Genomic DNA, 16059 nt, shown 5'->3' with positions numbered 1-16059 from the left:
AAATTTCCCGCTTCCTACGGAAGGTAGCCACCGAAAGGAACAGCGATCTCGGGGTCACGTCGATTAACCAAAGTGACGCCTTGATCCTTTAGTCCGTCCATGACGGTCTGCTCTACGCGTCGCGCGACTACACTATCAGTCACGTCAGGCAATGAGACCCATGTAACGTTCACTACGTTATCCGGACCATAACCGGCTTTCCTAACTGCATGCTTCGATCTCATCGACTTGTTGACTCGCGTTCTCATGCTATCGACGCTGCTCCCAACGTACTTCTTCCCATCATCCAAATGAATCGTGTAGACGCCAGGTCCGTCTGGCACGTCGAACCCAGTCCCGGGGTTGCTGCAGTTGTGAACCAGAACTGGCGTGGTACCGGCCTCAACATAGTACGTATGGAGGCTCGCGACGGTGAGGTTGTTGACGGCCTGGGACTGGGAGTAGTGCCGCACGGCGATGATCTCGACGGTGTGACCGTCAGGTGTGCGGAGATGTGCGCCGACGTGGAGATCGGTGGCGTCAGTCCAGTGACCCAAGGACGTGCGGGCCGGGTTTGCGGTGGCCCACAAGGGATGTTGGTCGGTGGCGGTGACGGTCGCGGTTTGGTGCCCCTTATCACCGTCGGTGTCGATGGTGATGGTGGTGAGCTGTTTGATGCCGTGTCCGGCGATGAGGGCAACGACGGGCTCAGGTTTGGTTTTGCCTGTGGTGGGGTCGGTGGCGAGGACTTTATCGCCGAGTTTAATTTTGCTTATCGGCTTGTGTTTGCCATTTGCGAGGAGTACTTCGGTGTCGGGTGTGAAGCTGTTTCCCGCTGCACATCCTATCTTCTCTCCAAGTCTGGCCGCCTTGCGGCCTCGTGAGGCCGTTTTAGCGGATTTTGCCGCCCATCCGATGAGTTTTGCTAGGCCTCTTATGCCTGCATATTCGGCGAGTTCCTCGGGGCCGCCGTAGGTTGTCGTCAGCGCGAACAGGCCAGTCTTTAGCATACTGGTCACTTGTTCTTTGAACCCGAACTTTTTGAAGCCCCAGTGGCCGGCCCCGTAGAGGTCGAGACCGTCTTCGACCGTGGCGGCGTCGCCTTCTGGGCCTGTTCCGGTGGGGCAGGTAATACCGCCCCTCTCCGCGCATGCCACCGCCTGACGCCTTCGCTCTTCGTTCCTCTTGAGCCTTTGTAGTGCTGCGCCTTTGCAGGTTCCGTAAGCGACGCAGTTGTCGCCAGTCGGCGAGTAGTCGGGGTCGCCTTTACCGTTTCCTCCGCCCATGTTTCCGGTGTTTCCGCAACCTCCGGCCCCGCTAGGGCAGTCCGCTTGGAGGCCGCTGGGATCACTCAAGGTCATGGGGTTGTCGGCGGCGTAGGCGTATGGGTTGCGTTGTTGGGGGTCGGCGAGGTTTTGGACGGGGTCGGTGGAGATAAATCGGCCGATGGTGGGGTCGTAGTAGCGGGCACCGAGTTGGTCCAGGCCGGTGGTGGCGTCTTCTGTGTGGCCGAGGTAGCCGCGGTCGGTGGCGGTGATCGTGTCGCCCCCGCGGTGGGCGCCGAATGGGAGGTAGCGCTGCCGGTCCGTCGCGCCGGTTGAGCCGTCGACGGCGATCTGGGTGGAGTCTTGGGTGTCGGCTGCCAGCCAGGTCGGTGTGTCGTCTCCGGCTTTGCGCAGGGCGATGACGTCGGTGTCGGCGGTGTAGTAGCGGGTGGCGGTGACCGTGTTCCCAGCGGCCCTGAGCTCCATGCCGTCTAGGTAGGCGGTGGTGGAGGTCGGCTCGCGGCGGATGATGCGATCGCCGCCGGCGTCGTAGACGAAGGATGTGCTCTGCCCGCCGCTGGTGAGCGAGCTGAGCCGCTGCAGCGGGTCCCAGTTCAGCGTGGAGGTGACTCCGCTGACGGTTCTGGAGGTGAGGGCGCCGTTGGCGTCGTAGCCGTAGTTGTCGGACCCGACCGTACTGACGGCGTTGGGGTGTCCGGGGGTTTGGTCGGCCGCGGTGTCGGCTGAGGGGTAGGTGTAGCTGGTGGTGACTTGGGGGCTGATTCCGCTGGTGGCTGAGGTGATGTTGCCCAGGGCGTCGTAGTGATAGCCGAGTTTGTACGGGTCCGGGCCGTTGTTGTCGGCCGCAGCTGCGCCGCCTTGGCAGTTGGCGGCGGTGGTGGTCCAGGCGTCGGACAGGCGGCGGCGGGCGTCGTATGTGAAGCATTGGGATTGGGGTGTGGTGACGCCGCCGACCTGGGTGGTGTTGTCGGCGACCCGGGTGATGTCGCCGGCCTTGTCGTAGCTGTAGTCGTCGTCTTGGACGGTGGTGGGGGTGGCGGTGTCGGCGCCGACCTTCAGGTGCAGGTTCGACAGGCGATTGGTAGCCGGGTCGTAGGTATAGCTGCGGGCCACACCGCCGGCGGGTCCGAGGTCGCGTTCGGACGGTTGGGCGATGTCGGTGTAGCTACTGGTCTTCAGGTAGGTGTAGCCATCGGAGTAGTCGCTGGTGAGCTTGGAGAACAGGCCCAGATCGGTGTAGGTGGAGGTGACCGTCTCCGCCGGCAGTCCCCCGGCTTCGGGGTAGGTGATTGAGGTGAGGTGGTCGGCTCCGTCATAGGTGTAGGTGTAGCTGTAGTCGCCACCTAGAACGCCTTCGGCTGAGGGAATCGTGACAGTCTTGCCGGTAGGGCGAGTGCGGTCGTCATAGCCGGTGACGGTGCTGGTGTAGGCGTGGCCCTGGTTGTAGGCGGAGGAGGAGGTCAGCTGCCCCTTCGCGACGGTGTCGTAGGCCCATTCGGCGAGCTTGGTGCCGGTGTCGGCGTCTCCGGACCACTGCTGCGTTAGCCTCCCCAGGTCGTCATAGACGCTGGTGATCTTCTGGCCTTTGGCGTCGACGGTAACGGTGGGGTTGCCAGCTAGGTCGTAGTCGGTGGTGGAGTACCCGTGGTCGGGGTCGTCGCTGGTCCGCCTGCGGCCGAGGAGGTCATACGTGTAGGAGCTGACGTCACCGTGCGCGTCGGTGATGCCGGTGAGGCGGTTCAGCCGGTCGTAGGTGTAGGTGGTGTCGTGGGGGGTGGTCCCGTCACTGTCGTATTCGGCGACCTTGGTCAGGTTCCCGTGGACATCGACGTAGTCGAAGGTCTTCCCGCCGGCCGGTGGTGTGGTCTCGGTGTGGTCGCCGTGGTAGGTCGCGGTAGTACGCCATTGCTCGGCGCCGGTATGCATGGCGATGTCTTCGGTCTGGCGCTTCAGCGGGTCGTAGTTGATCTGGTGGAAGATCGGGATGCTCGCATTGACCGGGTTGAAGAGCCCGGATCCGGCGTTGGCGGTGTCGTAGATCGGCTCAGAGGTGCCGGAGACGAGGCCGCGGCTGTCGTACTTGGTCGACACGATGATCCGTCCACCCGCCGGTGAAGGGGTCTGCACCTCGCGGGTGTGACCGAAGCCGTCCAGGTAGGCGTAGCTGGACAGCTTCACCGCCGAATCGCCTGACCCGGACTGCAGCTGTTGTGATGTGACCTTCGGTGGTGCCGTGGGTTGCGCGCCGCTGGTGCTGTTGCTGGGGAAGTAGGAGAAGCTGTAGGACGGGTCGCCGCTGGTGGGTTCGGTGGGCAGCCACACCTTGGTCAGGCGCCGCAGCGGGTCACGTTCGAAGGTGACCGTCAGATTGTTCGCGTCGGTGGCTTTGTTCGCCTCACCGTCGAACCGGCTGGGGTAGGTGGTGGCGGTGTGCCCGAGCGGGTTAGTGACGATGACCCCGTTGACCGGGAACCCGACCGCCGGGTTGTAGACGGTCGTGGTGGTCTTGTTCCGCGGATCGGTCTGTGACTTAAGACGCCCGTAGGAGTCATAAGTGTTCTTAACCGAGCTGACATGCGTGGCGTCGATGGAGGAGTCGACCTGCGTGGGGTTGCCGTCGGCGATCGGGTGGCCGGTGTCGCTGGTCGAGGTCTTGCCGTCATACAGCGTCACCGTCTGCGACAGCAATGTCCCCAGACAGTTCCCGGTCGCGTCATCCGGGTCACCGACATTGGTGTGGGTGGTCTCGGGGAAGTCCAGGAGGAAGTGCCCACCGGAGGTGTCGGTGTTCTGGTTGTAGGTGATCTGGGTGCAGGTGTTGTCCGCCACCCCGAGCTGGCCTGCATCGGCTTCTACAAGCGGCAGACCGTAGGTGCCGTCATAGGTAGTACGGGTATCGGTCTCCCGGAACGTCCCGTCATCGAGTCGCGTGCGGGAGTGTTGCTTGGACTGGCGAACCAGCTGGGCGTTCCGTGCGCCCGGCCCGTCCACGGCGTGCACGGAGGTGAACTGATTGCGCTGGGAGTTCAGCTCCACAAAGGTGCGATCGTCGGGATCAGAGGCATCGGCGGTCATCTTCCAGTTCCGGACCTGCAATGTGTCACCGGCCAGCTGCCGGTCGTCGTCCCAGACGTTGCCGTCGAAGTCGGTGCGGGTCGCGGTCTTGTGGGTGCCGTCGGCCAGGACGTCGTCGTTCATTCCGCGGAAGAACGTCGTGGTCGACACCGACTTGCTGGTCGGTGTCGCGCTGGCGCCCTCGGTGACACGGACCGCGCCGTACCCGCGCCATTCGTTCCACGTCCAGCTGTTCTGCGGGGCTTCGTAGTCGCGGTTGTGCGCCCACGCGCCACTGCTCAGGTCGTACTCATAGACGGTCCTGTGGGTGGTGGTCCCGCCGACGTTGTCGACGTCGTCGACCTTGGTCACCAGATACTTGTGGAAGATGCCGATACCGGGGCTGGCGTCTTCAGGGGTGTATGGGACGGGGTAACAGTCGTCGGTGTTGGTGTCCCAGTGCCCGTTCTTACTGTTCAGCCAGCTGCTGTAGCCGGAGTCGCTCGGAGCCGGGCATGGTGCTTGACGCCCGTAGGAAACGTTGGTCTGGCCGCCCATGCCGTTGAAGACGGTCGCGATGCGCGGCAGATACATCTTCGGCACGCCCGCGGACTCGTCATAGTCCACCCGGCCGGTCAAGAACACCGAGTCGAAGTTCACCGGCGGAAGCGTGATCGCATCGGCATCGTCGCCGGCCTCACCGACCTCAGTGATCTTGTCCAGCCACAACACCGAAGCCGTCAGCCCGGTCGGGTTCGGCATCTTGTACGACAGCTTCAACAGCGTGTCGTTGACCCATGCCGAGCTTGAAGCGTCCCAGAAGAACGTCTCAACCGAGTCCAGACGCTTCGTCGCGAAGAACGATGGCGAATAGTTACTACACGACGAGGAGGAGCAAATCAGATCGGTCGGCACATCCGGATACGAAGAACTGGAGCTCGCGATCGTCGGGCACGTGGTCGCGGTCCCATCGATCCGTTCGGTGCACCGGTTGACCGTGTTGAAGACCACCTTGGCCGCGACATGATCGCCGGCGACGCTGCTATTGGTGCCGTAGACGACCTGCGACAGGTAGCCGCCGCGATCGTAGGACAGCAAGTTGCTAGAGGCGTACCGCTTGTAGTAATTGGTCTCGTTTTCCCAGTACAGATAGGTGGAGTTCTCGTTCCGGTCCACGACCCGGTCCAGGTTCCACCGCCACGTCTGCCGGCATGAGGCCGGGTAGTCGCCGTGGCAGGGTTCGTCGGCGTCATCACCGACGACCGGCACGGTCCAGTTCGAATGTGTCGCCGTCCCGCCGCCGTCCTGGCCGTACCCGAACCGGTATTGCGTCCCATCCGGGGTATAGACGACCCAGTACTCGCCATCCTGGTCATCGTTCGGGCCGCCGCTCTTGTGCTCCACCCGCCAGCCCGGATCATCCTCCAGCCGGTAAACACCTGAACTTTCCCGGATCAGCTGGCTCGTGTGCCCGCCCAGACTGATCTGCAACGTCGCCAGACCACGGGTGGTGGCGTTGTCGTTGTCCTCACCGTCATTGGCATACGGCGACTCCCAGCACGAATCCCCCCACGAGACCTGATCACTCTGCCCCGAATCGACGTCTTCCGCGCACCCGCGGTACTTACGTTCGATGAACCCCGGCGACAGATCCCAGCCCAGCCCAGTCCACGAGGCCTGCGTGTTGGTGGCGTTCGTGTAACCGTCCACCGACCCGGAGTCATAGCCGAACGACAGATCGGGCGCGCTGCCGCCCACCGACGGGGGCGTCGGGATCGAATAGGAGTAGTTATACGACCCTGACGACAACCCCACCGACCATGAACCCGATGGCCGCATATCCGTCGCCCGGTAATCTCCCGTCGACGAACCCGCAGCCGTGCTCGCCAGCACAAACACCGCATCCGAATCCACTGGCGCTGAACCATCACCAGCGGCAGCCGACGTATCCGGTGTGGTCCCGGCGGGCGGCGCGGCCGTGAGCTGCGCGGTGAGCTTTCCCGTCGCCGGATTGTTGGTCGCCGGCATCGTCACCGGCACGGCCGAACACGCCGGATCATCAGGCCGCGCGAGCGAACAGCCCGGCAATCTCACCAGCCGGAGGCGATCGGCAAAATTCGCCCCGAACGCCTGGGCGAAACCCGAGTAGTCCACCGCTACCTGCACCGGGCCCGGCTCGCTTCCCCCATCGACCCGGCGCAGCTGGAAAGCGATCCCGACGCCGCCCAGCGTCTTGACCCTGGCGGCATCCAGCTCATCGACCTGCACCTGCGACGGCGGCGCCGCGACATCAGCCGGCTTGGCCTCCTTGGCCGCCGGCGCCGACTTGATCCCCGACACACCGGCCTTGCCCTCGAACTCCTTGCGTGGCGAAGCCGCACCGCCCGCCGCCACCCAGATCGGCAACTTCCCCGCCTGCGCGAACGCGTCCGAGGTGACCTGCACGCGCGCCTGTCCCGAACCCGGCCACACCGGCTTGGCCAACGCCTGCCGCGGAGCGTCCTCAGGGGCCGGCTTCACCCGGGCCGGAGACACCGGATGCCCAACCGCCGAATGCCCCCACCTGCCCCCCGTATCGGGCGGGTCCGGAGATCCCGCCGCCGGCGAAGCGAAGCCTGCCATCAGCAACGCCGAGACCGTTGCCGAGCCAACCCACATACGAGCAGGACGCAACCCAAGACGCATCATGGCGCGCAAACCGCACTCCCACGCTCGAGGCCGGACGCACGGCTAAACGGTCCCCACGTCACAGGCACACCCAAAAGCACCCAAACGGCTGCCCCCGTGGTTGTACGTCGCCGCGCGCCGCTCGGAAAGATCCCCGCATGCCACGTAAACAACAGAATGACCAAGAAAGGTCAAAGACTTGGTAAACCAGTCAAACCGCCCAGGCGTCTTTCCTTAATACGGATCGCTCCGGCCAGCTCGAAATGGCCCCTTGAGCTGCACCGACACAGAATGCCCCGGTCCGATCGCCAGCCGCCTGCCACCCCCGCCCGACTCAGAAACCGCCCCAGAACGAGACCGTTATGAGCCACGACTCTCGCGTGTGACATGCACCACGTTGTCACCAGCGCGGCGGTCTGCCATCACCTTGGGCGTCTTACCTCCCGGTACGCCGGACGATTGTGGACATGGCGGTCCGGAAAAGGGTTCACCTGCATAGATGGTCGACCAGGCCCGGCTGGCGTCACCCGCCCTCACAACTGCGGTCGCGGCCGCCGCCCACAACTCGAATGCGGCCATCCAGCACGAGGCCGTCTACACCTACGGCGCCCGAACGCGTCAGGGGATCAGCGCCTACCGGTACGACTCAGGCATCCACAGACGGCACCACCGCTGCACGGCGGCCCGCTCCGATTTCGGCAGCGAAACCGACCAGGCATCAACCGCCCCGTCACTTCGCCGACGACGGCTTCACGGTCGGCGCCACCTACTACTGCCACACCGACGTCGCCTGGCCAAGCCCCCACGACGACGCTCTGACCGCCGCCGCGTAGATCAAAAGCCACACAGGCTGCCTCGACACCGACCCCGACCTCGCCCAGGTCGCCCCCCGGGCACCCGCCCCCAGGCACCCCCGGAATCGAAGCAAGCGGTAACACCACACCTTTACCGCCGCAATGTCCAGATATGGCCTTCCATTTACCTTCTTGATATTCGGTCACGTGATCCAGGCGCCGACTCGGCCCACGAAATGGATCTCACGACCGACTACAGACGTGAGACGAGCACGCCCAGCATGGATCGATCCTGGCCCCAGAGCCCATTGCGCCAAGCCTGGAACATCGTCGACGCTTCCGCCATGCATGCCCGTTTATGGCCAGATTGATGACCGAATAGTCGCTTCTGTCCATTTTGCGTGATCTTCATCACCTTGCCGGGTATTGCGCTCCACGTGACGATCCGAGGTGACCTCACGCGGCAGCAACAGAGAAGGGGAACCCCGTTGCGTCGACTCCTACGCATCGCCATCAGCGCCCTGGCCACCACCGCGACGCTGCTGAGCATCGCCCCGCACGTCGCAGCGGGGCTCCCCACCAAGCCGGCCGCGCACACACAGGTACAGCAGCTACGCGCGGAGACACGCAACGAGCAGACCTACTCCTACGGCAGCCACACACGGCAGAAACTCACCGCCTACTGGCACGCCTCCAGCTCCAACCAGCCCGCCGTCGTCATCCTGCACGGCGGCTACTGGTACGAAGACACCGGCTGGGTCACCTGGTCCCGCTACTTCGCCGACCACGGCTACGCCACCTTCAACGTCGACTACCGCCTCGACTTCGACGCAGGCTGGCCCGCCCAACGCACCGACGTCCTCGACGCCATCGACTACGTCAAAGACCACGCCGCCACGTTCGACACCGACCCCGACCGCGTCATCGTCCTCGGCTCCTCCGCCGGCGGACACCTGGCCACCGTCGTCGGCACCTACGGCGCAGCCGGCAGCCGCGTCAAAGGCATCGTCGCCCTATCCCCCGTCGCCTCCCCCTACCGCGCATGGAACGACGGCAACCACGACGACAGCACTCCATCCGAACGCAAGGTCCGCGACAACGCCGTCGTCCTCGCTCGCTGCTACCCCGACTCCGCCGACGTCGACACCAGCATGCATCCCTCCTGCTGGGACACCTGGAAGGACATGGTCGCCAAAAACCGGGCCTCCGGCGCCGACGACGCCCCCATGTACCTCATCCACTCCGAAAACGACTTCATCCCCGCCATCCACTCCACCGACCTCGAAACAGCCGAAGAGGTCAACCACGACATGCCCACAGGCGGCATCACCGTCCAAACCATCCCCGGCTCCTCCGCCCACGGCGGCGCCCTCCTCGACGAACCCGGAGTCACCGACTCCGTCCTCAGTTGGATGAACCAGCACGACTGACGCGGGCGGGAACGCCGATCTTGTTGGCCGGGACGCTGTAGGCCTAGCCGCTTTTCGCATGGCTGAGACAGCGGTATTGACGAACGCACCTCACATCACCGCAGGTAGATGGCTGATCGGCATGCTCATGGTCGGGGTGGCAGTCCCCTTCCCCCTCACCTACGTCCGGCCGATAGCCCGCGCGGAGCGGGTCTGAGTATCGCGGCGACGTCTTCGGCGGCTTGGCGGGCCAGGTCTGGCAGGACGGAGGTGTAGGTGTCGGCGGCGATGGTGATGGAGGACAGGCCGAGAGTCTCTTGGATCATTTTCATGTCGTGTCCGGCGGCCAGCAGCAGGGTGGCCGCACCGTGGCGCAGGTCGTGAAGGCGGATGGGTGGCAGGTCGGCTTCCATACACAGCCAGTGGAACTGCTCGGTCACCTCGGCCGGGTGCAGGGGCTGCCCAGTCGGTGTGGTGAAGACGAACCCGGTCTCCTCCCAGACGTCGCCGGCGGTAAGGCGTTCGTTGTCCTGCCGTGCCTGGTGGACGAGCAGGACGTTGACGGTACGGCGGTCCAGGGCGATCTGGCGGTCTCCGGCGTCGGATTTGGGAGGGCCTTGTGTGGTGGTGGCGCCGATCTGGACGATCTGCCACCGCACCGTCGCGACCTGGTTCATCAGGTCCAGTTCGGGCCGGCGCAGGCCGCATGCTTCGCCACGGCGCAGGCCGCGGAACGCGACGAGGTGGTACAGCGCGTACAGCCGGTGGTGTTCGGCGCGATCGAGGAACCGCTGGGTCTGCTTCGGTGTCCACACCATCACCGGAGATGGCCTAGGGGTGCCGATGTAGGAGTCCAGTGCGGTGACGGCGGTGCCGAGCTTGGCGCCGTGCGGGCTGCGGGCGGCCAGGATCTGCTTGCGCCGCCGGATCTCCTCCACATACGCCTGGCGGGCTTGCCGCCATTCGTCGATGCGCTCGTCGGTCCAGATGAGTGCTTTGGGACGTTTGGCCGGGGGCAACTCGATGACGGCGGCGGGGTTGAAGTCGATCAGACGTTGTTTGATCGCGGTGTTAAGCGCCGAGCGCAAGGTGGCGCGAATCCGGTGTTTGGTCGCCGGGCCTACCGGGCGTCGTCCTTTGACCTTGGCGCGGATCGCCGGGTCGCCGGTCTGTCGGGCGGTTTCGATGGTGTCGTTGAGTTCGTCGATCGCTTCGAACACTTCCATGATGTGGGTGACCTGCAGCCGGTCCAGCCGGATGTGCCCGATGACGGGGTCGAAGTACAGGCGGATGTGGGAGGCGTAGGCAGCGGTGCTGCTGTCGCGTAGTTGTTGCTTGCCGGCCAGCCAGGTCTTCAACCAGTCCGCGACGGTGCGCTGCTGGTCGAGTTCTTGGCCGGTACGGACCCGACGCCGCACCTCGCTCGTTTGCGGGAGGTTGCCGGTGTCCTTGACCGTGGTGGTGAGGATGTCGGCGACCCGCACGGCCAGCGTCTTGTCGTCTCCAGCGAGGGCCAGCAGCTCACGAGCAGCGTCCATCTCGGCTTGTGCGGCTGTTTGGTCGGTGAAGCCGCCCCGGCGTAGCGGTGCCCGCCGTTTCCCATCGCTGGTGGGTGGGAGTTCGAGTTGGTAGTGCCAGGTCCCGTGGTGGGGATTCCAGCCGTTGCGACGTTTGAGTCTGGGGCAGTTCCCGCCGAGCCGTCTCCCGTCGGTGGTGCGGCAGCCGCAGCGTTTGAAGGTTCGTCCCTTCGCCATCGCTTCACTCCTTCGCGGCCGGTCCCGCGCTGGTGTCCGGCCGGTCGTCGGGCTCGCGCGGCGCACCCGCGGGCGGGAGACCCAGCAGGGACAGCAGCTCGGCGGTGGGCACCAGATAGCTCCTGCCGACCCGGAGCAGCCGGCAGGGGAAGTCGCCGGTCCGGGCGAGGGCGTAGGTCTTGGTGCGGCCCAGGCCGAGCGCCTGTCCCGCGGTGACCAGGTCCACCACGGCGGGCAGCCGCTGTATCTCGGCCAGCGACAAACCCGCCTTCATCTCCCCCTCCCGCCAGACCCACCGCTTCGGTGACTCCGAAGTCGCTCGATAGCGGCGGTCGTGACAGACGATAGGAACGCCGGGCGTGGCGCTGACCGGTGGGATCGAGCCACACCTCCGGCGGCGGGATCAAGGCGGATCCGCTGGTACGGCACCCCAGGCCCGCCCGCCATTGCCCCGTACCGCAACGGACGCGGACACCACCGGATGCGGCAACCGATCAGCAGAAGATTGAACGCCAAGGCACGTGGTCCGCCCGCCGCTCGAGGGTCGTCCTGCAGAGGCGTCCGGCCACTGAAACCACAGCGAGCGGGGCGGGTGGTGTGATTACCAGCCTGGTCGGAAGCGCAGGTCTGCTGCCGGATCATCGGTTCTCCGCTGACCTTGTGGGTTCGCCGTCGGCCACTGGCAGCTGGGGTTCGGGTGGGCGTCGGAGGATGAGCACTTCTTCGTGGGCGTTGACGTGGAGTGGAAGGCCGGCGGCGCGGGCTTTGCGGGTTTCGTGCATTGCGAAGAAGCTGGCGCGGGTGACCAGGTGGTCGTCTTTGATGCCGCACAGCAGGGCGACGAGGCGCTGGAGTGGTTCCAAGCCGGCGTCTTGGGCGGCGGCCCAGACCTGGTGGGGGAAGTCGATGAGGTGGCCGTGGCGGCGGAACGGGCGGGTGGTGATCGCGACGATCCCACCCGGCCGCAGCAACGGCACACACCCGAGCAGGATGTCGCTGAAGCCAGACACGAGCCGGTCGTGGCTGCCGCGGGCGAGGTTGCCGCGGTTCTTGCCGTAGGCATAGTCGTATTTGCGGACGCCGGTGTGGCCGGTTTCCCGGCTGGAGCGGACCTGCCCGTGGGTGGTCTGCCCGTACGGGGGTGAGGTCAGCAGCAACGCGACGTTCCCGACGACGTGGGGATCGGTGATGAGGGCGCCGGCGTTGCGAGCATCGCCGGTGATGACGGCGCCGGTCCCGGCCGCGCCGTGGTCGCGGGCGAGGTCGAGGTTAGCGCGGGCCAGGTTCGCCCATCGGGCTTCGCACTCGATGCCAATCGCGGTCCGGTCCAGGTGGACGGCTTCGACGAGCGTGGTGCCGATCCCACACATCGGGTCCAGCACCAGATCGCCGGGCTGGGTGTAGCTGGCGATCGCGGTGGCCGCGAGCGCGGGCAGCATTTTGGCCGGGTGGGCGGTGGCGCCGGGCAGGTACCGGCCGCGACGCTGCCAGACGGCAGGGCGCTGCGCGCACACCCAAACCGACAACGGCAACGGTTCGACCTCCTCCGGAGCCGCCGGGACATGGTCGGAGTCGAAGGCACGGTCCTGCTTCGGATCGCCGGCCTGGTTCGGCTCTGCAGGCTGAAAGTCGGTGTCGGGATGAGGGCGAAGCTCGACATCGTGGTCGCGGTCGTGGTCGTGGTCGTGGTCGTGGTCGTGGGGCATGGTGAGTGCTTCTGCACGTCCACCCCTCGCATACGGCACGTTCCCAGGGAACCTGCCTGGCTAGGCGTTTCTTAGGCACGCCCGTGGGCACACGATCGGCACCCGTTACGTACGCCCAAGACGCACATAGGCACACGATCGGCGCACCGGTGAGCACACGTTAGGCACGCGGCCCAATCCGACGGGCAAGGAGGCGGCGCTGTTTTCCGTCTCGCGGTCAGGCCTGAAGCTACAGGTGCCGAGGATGGCTCCGGGCCGCCGACTTGGCTGATCCGCAGGCTCCTGCAATCCCAGCCCCCGGCTTGTGCCGCAGTTTCGGGTTGCCGCCGTAGACCTCGTCCCCGGTGACCCAGCCGACGTGGTGTCCGGCATTCAGGAACCGCTCGATCATCGTGCGGGCCAGTTCTGGCTTGGTCGCGAAGACAGTGTCCTTGCTGAGCCCGGCGGCTTGGCAGCTGATCGATGCCGCCACGAGCATCGAGGAGCTCACCGCAGCGCAGGACGCCGCCCAGGCCGCCACGACCGCTTCATCGACGCTGCCGCTGCATACTTCAACGCCAACACTTGGCAGTGCCTCTGCCCCGCCGTCTGAGGCGACTGGCTCTCCGCCGACGGCCGGCGACGTGAAGATCACGATCTACAGGTGGAGTGCTAGGCACTTGCTTAAGCAACCAATCGGCTGCCTGGGGAGGTGGCGATGTCCATCTGCAAGCAAGCGAACACAGGTGTTAGGCAAGTCTTCGTCGTCGTAGTCCACCTCAGGCACGCTCATGTCCGCTTGGGCGCCGCAGCAGTCACGTGCTCGTCCACCTGGGGCACGCCGATGTCCAGTGGCGGGCAAGCCGACGGCGGTGTAGGCAATCGGGGGCAACCCCCGGCATCGCACACCACCCGATTGGTCCGCAAAACGACATTTACGAGTTCGGACACCACCTTGCCGACGGTCTACGGGACGGCTTGCCATCTGTCTCGCGCTGCCTGCTGAAACGGTCACACCCATACGTAGTTGTCGTCAGTGACGGCGGGCAGGGCCGCATCGGTGACCGCGGCGAGTGGGTTGGGAAGCGCGGCCAGTGCCGGTCCGATGGGTGGGAAGATCGGCAGTTCGGCGGTTGTGCGGTAGTCGATCCAGTCGATGAGGCCGATCTCATGCCCGCCGGGAACCTCGTCGTATTCCTCGGTGGCCAGTGCCTCGCGGACATCGGGGGTGATGTGGAGTCGGTAGATGAGGTGCAGCTTTCGCGGCGGCGGAGTGGCTCCAGGGCGGGAGACCATCTGGTCGATCACCCACAGCAACTCCGGCGCGTTGGCCTGGGGGTGAGCGAGGTCGAGTTCCTCGGCCAGCTCACGCCGCAACGCGGTCAGCAGGTCTTCGCCGTGCTCGACGTTGCCGCCGGGCGGAGTGAAGTGGGTCGACCCTGGCCGGTCCCGCCGTATCAAGGCCACGTCGTTGCCACAGAAGACGAGCGCGCCGACGCGGATCTTGATACGGGCGAACCCCGGTGCCATGACCTCACGTGAGTTCGACGTCATGGTGGCCAGTATCCCGACCATGTGATCGGAACTCACTGATTGAGCGGCGCCCGAGCCCGTCGACGTTTGACCACCTGCAGGTCGCGAAGCGGTGCCGGGGATGAACGACATCTGGTGCCCAAATTCAGAAACAGGGCTTGCACGGCGATGTTCACCTCGGCACATCGATACTCACGGTCTCCGCCACCGCAGCCGCGTTGTGGATGCGTACATGTCCACCCCGGGCAGCGCGGAGGCACGACGGCATGCGCGCGCTGACGGCGGTCGTCATGGGCTTAGGCAGGTCCCTGGCTTTCTCTGGCTTGGGCAGATGGTGGGCAGGCGGCCGGTAGGCACGCAGCTTCGGTGACGTGTCTAAGAACTGCCTAGGTGGCCTGGCTGTCTGGATCGCAGTTGTCCGCGATCCGAAGGGAGCCGGTGATGGCCGGTACCGAACACACACCCCACGATCCCTCCACCACGCCGACTACTGCCCGCGCCGGTGGTCAGCGCCGTACGCGCCGTCGGCGGCGCGTCCACCGTGATGCGGCCTCGTCGCTGGGGATGGTGGTCACGTCCTTCCGGGCGTTGACCACCGGCCCGCAGCCGCTGTCCGTGGATGGCAAGACGATCGGGCATGGGTTGCCGCGCCGGGTGATCCGGCTGGACGAGCTGCGGTCGATCCTGTGTCATCCCGCCACCGGTCGGGCGTGCCGGGACGCGGCCTGGCGGCACCTGGTCGACGCCGCCCGCACGAAGGGCCCCTCGTGGGTGGTCGGCGCGGCCGGGGTGGGCATGCCTGCGTTGCGGAAGATGGCCAGCGAGTTGTCCGAGGGTTACCGCGGCGATGCCACCGATATTCACTCGGCCGTGCTGGCCGGGTTTCTCGAGGGCCTGGTCCGGATCGATCTGGACCGTCCCGGGGTGATCACTCGGCTGCGGTGGATGGCGTATCGGGCCGGGATCAAAGCCCGCTACACCCGCGAGGGCATCCCGGTGATGCCGTTGCCGCCGCTGGAGTCTCAGCCCCCGCCTCCGCCGTGGGGCCACCCGGATCTGATCTTGTTCGATGCGGTCGCCAAGGGCGTGCTGTCACCGGTGCAGGCCGAGCTGATCGGCCGCAGCCGGCTGGAGAACCTGACCCTCAAGCAGGCTGCGGCCGAACTCGGCCTCGGCTATGAGGCGGCGCGTAAAGCGCGTCAGCGCGGTGAGGCCCGGTTGACCGCCGCGATGGCATCAGGCGATGTGGAACATCGCCTGTCCCCTCCCGCCGCTGTTTCCGGTCTTCCTTCAGCGAGGGGACAAAACCCTGAGCCCGGTGTGCGGGGCCGATCCATTCCCTCGGACGGCACATCCGAACGGCCCACTCCCGATGAGAAAGGAGCCTTCTGCGGCCCCGCGCACCACCTCCCCCACCCGAAAGAACGGCCTAGCAGTTCGCCGGGTAGCCCGGCGAACGCCCTGTCCGGGTCCGAGTCCGGGCGGGACCTGGCAGAGCCGCCCGGCCGGGAGGGGGACACCTCATGAAACGCCGCACCCGAAAGTTCATCGCAGGCCTCGCGCCGGCCCTGTCCGCCGCCGCGGTCCCGGCGGTGACAGTCGCCGTGGTGCTGCTGGTTCCGGCGATCGATGCGCATGCGGCGGTCTTGGGCGCGGAGCCGAAGGACCTGCCGACGGTGATCGGAGCCATCACCAAGTGGCTGGTCGGGCTTTTGGTCTCCCTCGCGACGTTGTTCTTGACCATCGGGTTCTTGCGCCTGCTGCTGGCCGGCGGCGATCCGGGAGAGGTCGCCAAGGGCAAGGAGGCGCTGAAGAACGCCGCGATCGGGTTCGGCGGTGCGCTGCTGGCACCTCTCCTGGTGAAGATCCTCCAAAGCTTCGTGGGCGGGTGAGCCCGG

8 protein-coding genes and 1 pseudogene are annotated in these 16059 nt (G+C 65.8%); 3 read left to right on the top strand and 6 right to left on the bottom strand.

Going from position 1 to position 16059, the window contains the following annotated elements:
• Positions 1-14: 14 nt before the first annotated feature.
• The gene (locus tag QSK37_RS37200; RefSeq protein ID WP_285630346.1) at positions 15-6803 is read right to left on the bottom strand and encodes an RHS repeat-associated core domain-containing protein; all 6789 of its coding nucleotides are present in this window, start codon (positions 6801-6803) and stop codon (positions 15-17) included.
• 1465 nt (positions 6804-8268) lie between these two features.
• On the opposite strand from QSK37_RS37200, the gene QSK37_RS37195 reads away from it, so the two are divergent.
• Positions 8269-9210 (top strand): alpha/beta hydrolase, encoded by a 942-nt coding sequence (locus QSK37_RS37195; protein WP_285630344.1) that lies wholly within the window; start codon positions 8269-8271, stop codon positions 9208-9210.
• A 155-nt stretch (positions 9211-9365) separates the two neighbouring features.
• Here QSK37_RS37195 and QSK37_RS37190 read toward each other — a convergent pair whose 3' ends face one another.
• From QSK37_RS37190 to QSK37_RS37170, 5 genes and pseudogenes are all read right to left on the bottom strand, one after another.
• Complete coding sequence (locus QSK37_RS37190) at positions 9366-10943, bottom strand: tyrosine-type recombinase/integrase (protein WP_285630342.1); 1578 nt, start codon at positions 10941-10943, stop codon at positions 9366-9368.
• Between the two features lie 4 nt (positions 10944-10947).
• Entirely contained in the window at positions 10948-11217 is a 270-nt protein-coding gene (locus QSK37_RS37185; protein WP_285630340.1) for a DNA-binding protein, read from the bottom strand.
• 364 nt (positions 11218-11581) lie between these two features.
• Positions 11582-12688, bottom strand: coding sequence for a TRM11 family SAM-dependent methyltransferase (locus QSK37_RS37180; protein WP_285630338.1), 1107 nt, complete (start codon positions 12686-12688; stop codon positions 11582-11584).
• A gap of 268 nt (positions 12689-12956) precedes the next feature.
• A pseudogene (locus QSK37_RS37175) lies at positions 12957-13169 on the bottom strand (hypothetical protein); the annotation flags it as partial.
• Between the two features lie 470 nt (positions 13170-13639).
• On the bottom strand, positions 13640-14182 hold the full coding sequence (locus tag QSK37_RS37170; RefSeq protein WP_285630336.1) for an NUDIX hydrolase: 543 nt from the start codon (positions 14180-14182) through the stop codon (positions 13640-13642).
• Between the two features lie 420 nt (positions 14183-14602).
• Between QSK37_RS37170 and QSK37_RS37165 the strand changes: the two genes are divergently transcribed.
• Positions 14603-15688 carry a sigma-70 RNA polymerase sigma factor region 4 domain-containing protein gene (locus QSK37_RS37165; RefSeq protein WP_285630334.1) on the top strand — a complete coding sequence of 362 codons (1086 nt, stop codon included), beginning with the start codon at positions 14603-14605 and terminating at the stop codon, positions 15686-15688.
• Positions 15685-16053 carry a pilin gene (locus tag QSK37_RS37160; protein ID WP_285630332.1) on the top strand — a complete coding sequence of 123 codons (369 nt, stop codon included), beginning with the start codon at positions 15685-15687 and terminating at the stop codon, positions 16051-16053. The genes QSK37_RS37165 and QSK37_RS37160 overlap by 4 nt, the downstream gene beginning before the upstream one ends.
• The last annotated feature ends 6 nt before the right edge of the window (positions 16054-16059 follow it).

The sequence above is a fragment of the Actinoallomurus iriomotensis genome (genome assembly GCF_030269445.1).
Taxonomy (GTDB): domain Bacteria; phylum Actinomycetota; class Actinomycetes; order Streptosporangiales; family Streptosporangiaceae; genus Actinoallomurus; species Actinoallomurus iriomotensis.
This window is presented reverse-complemented; position numbering and strand designations above follow the sequence as displayed.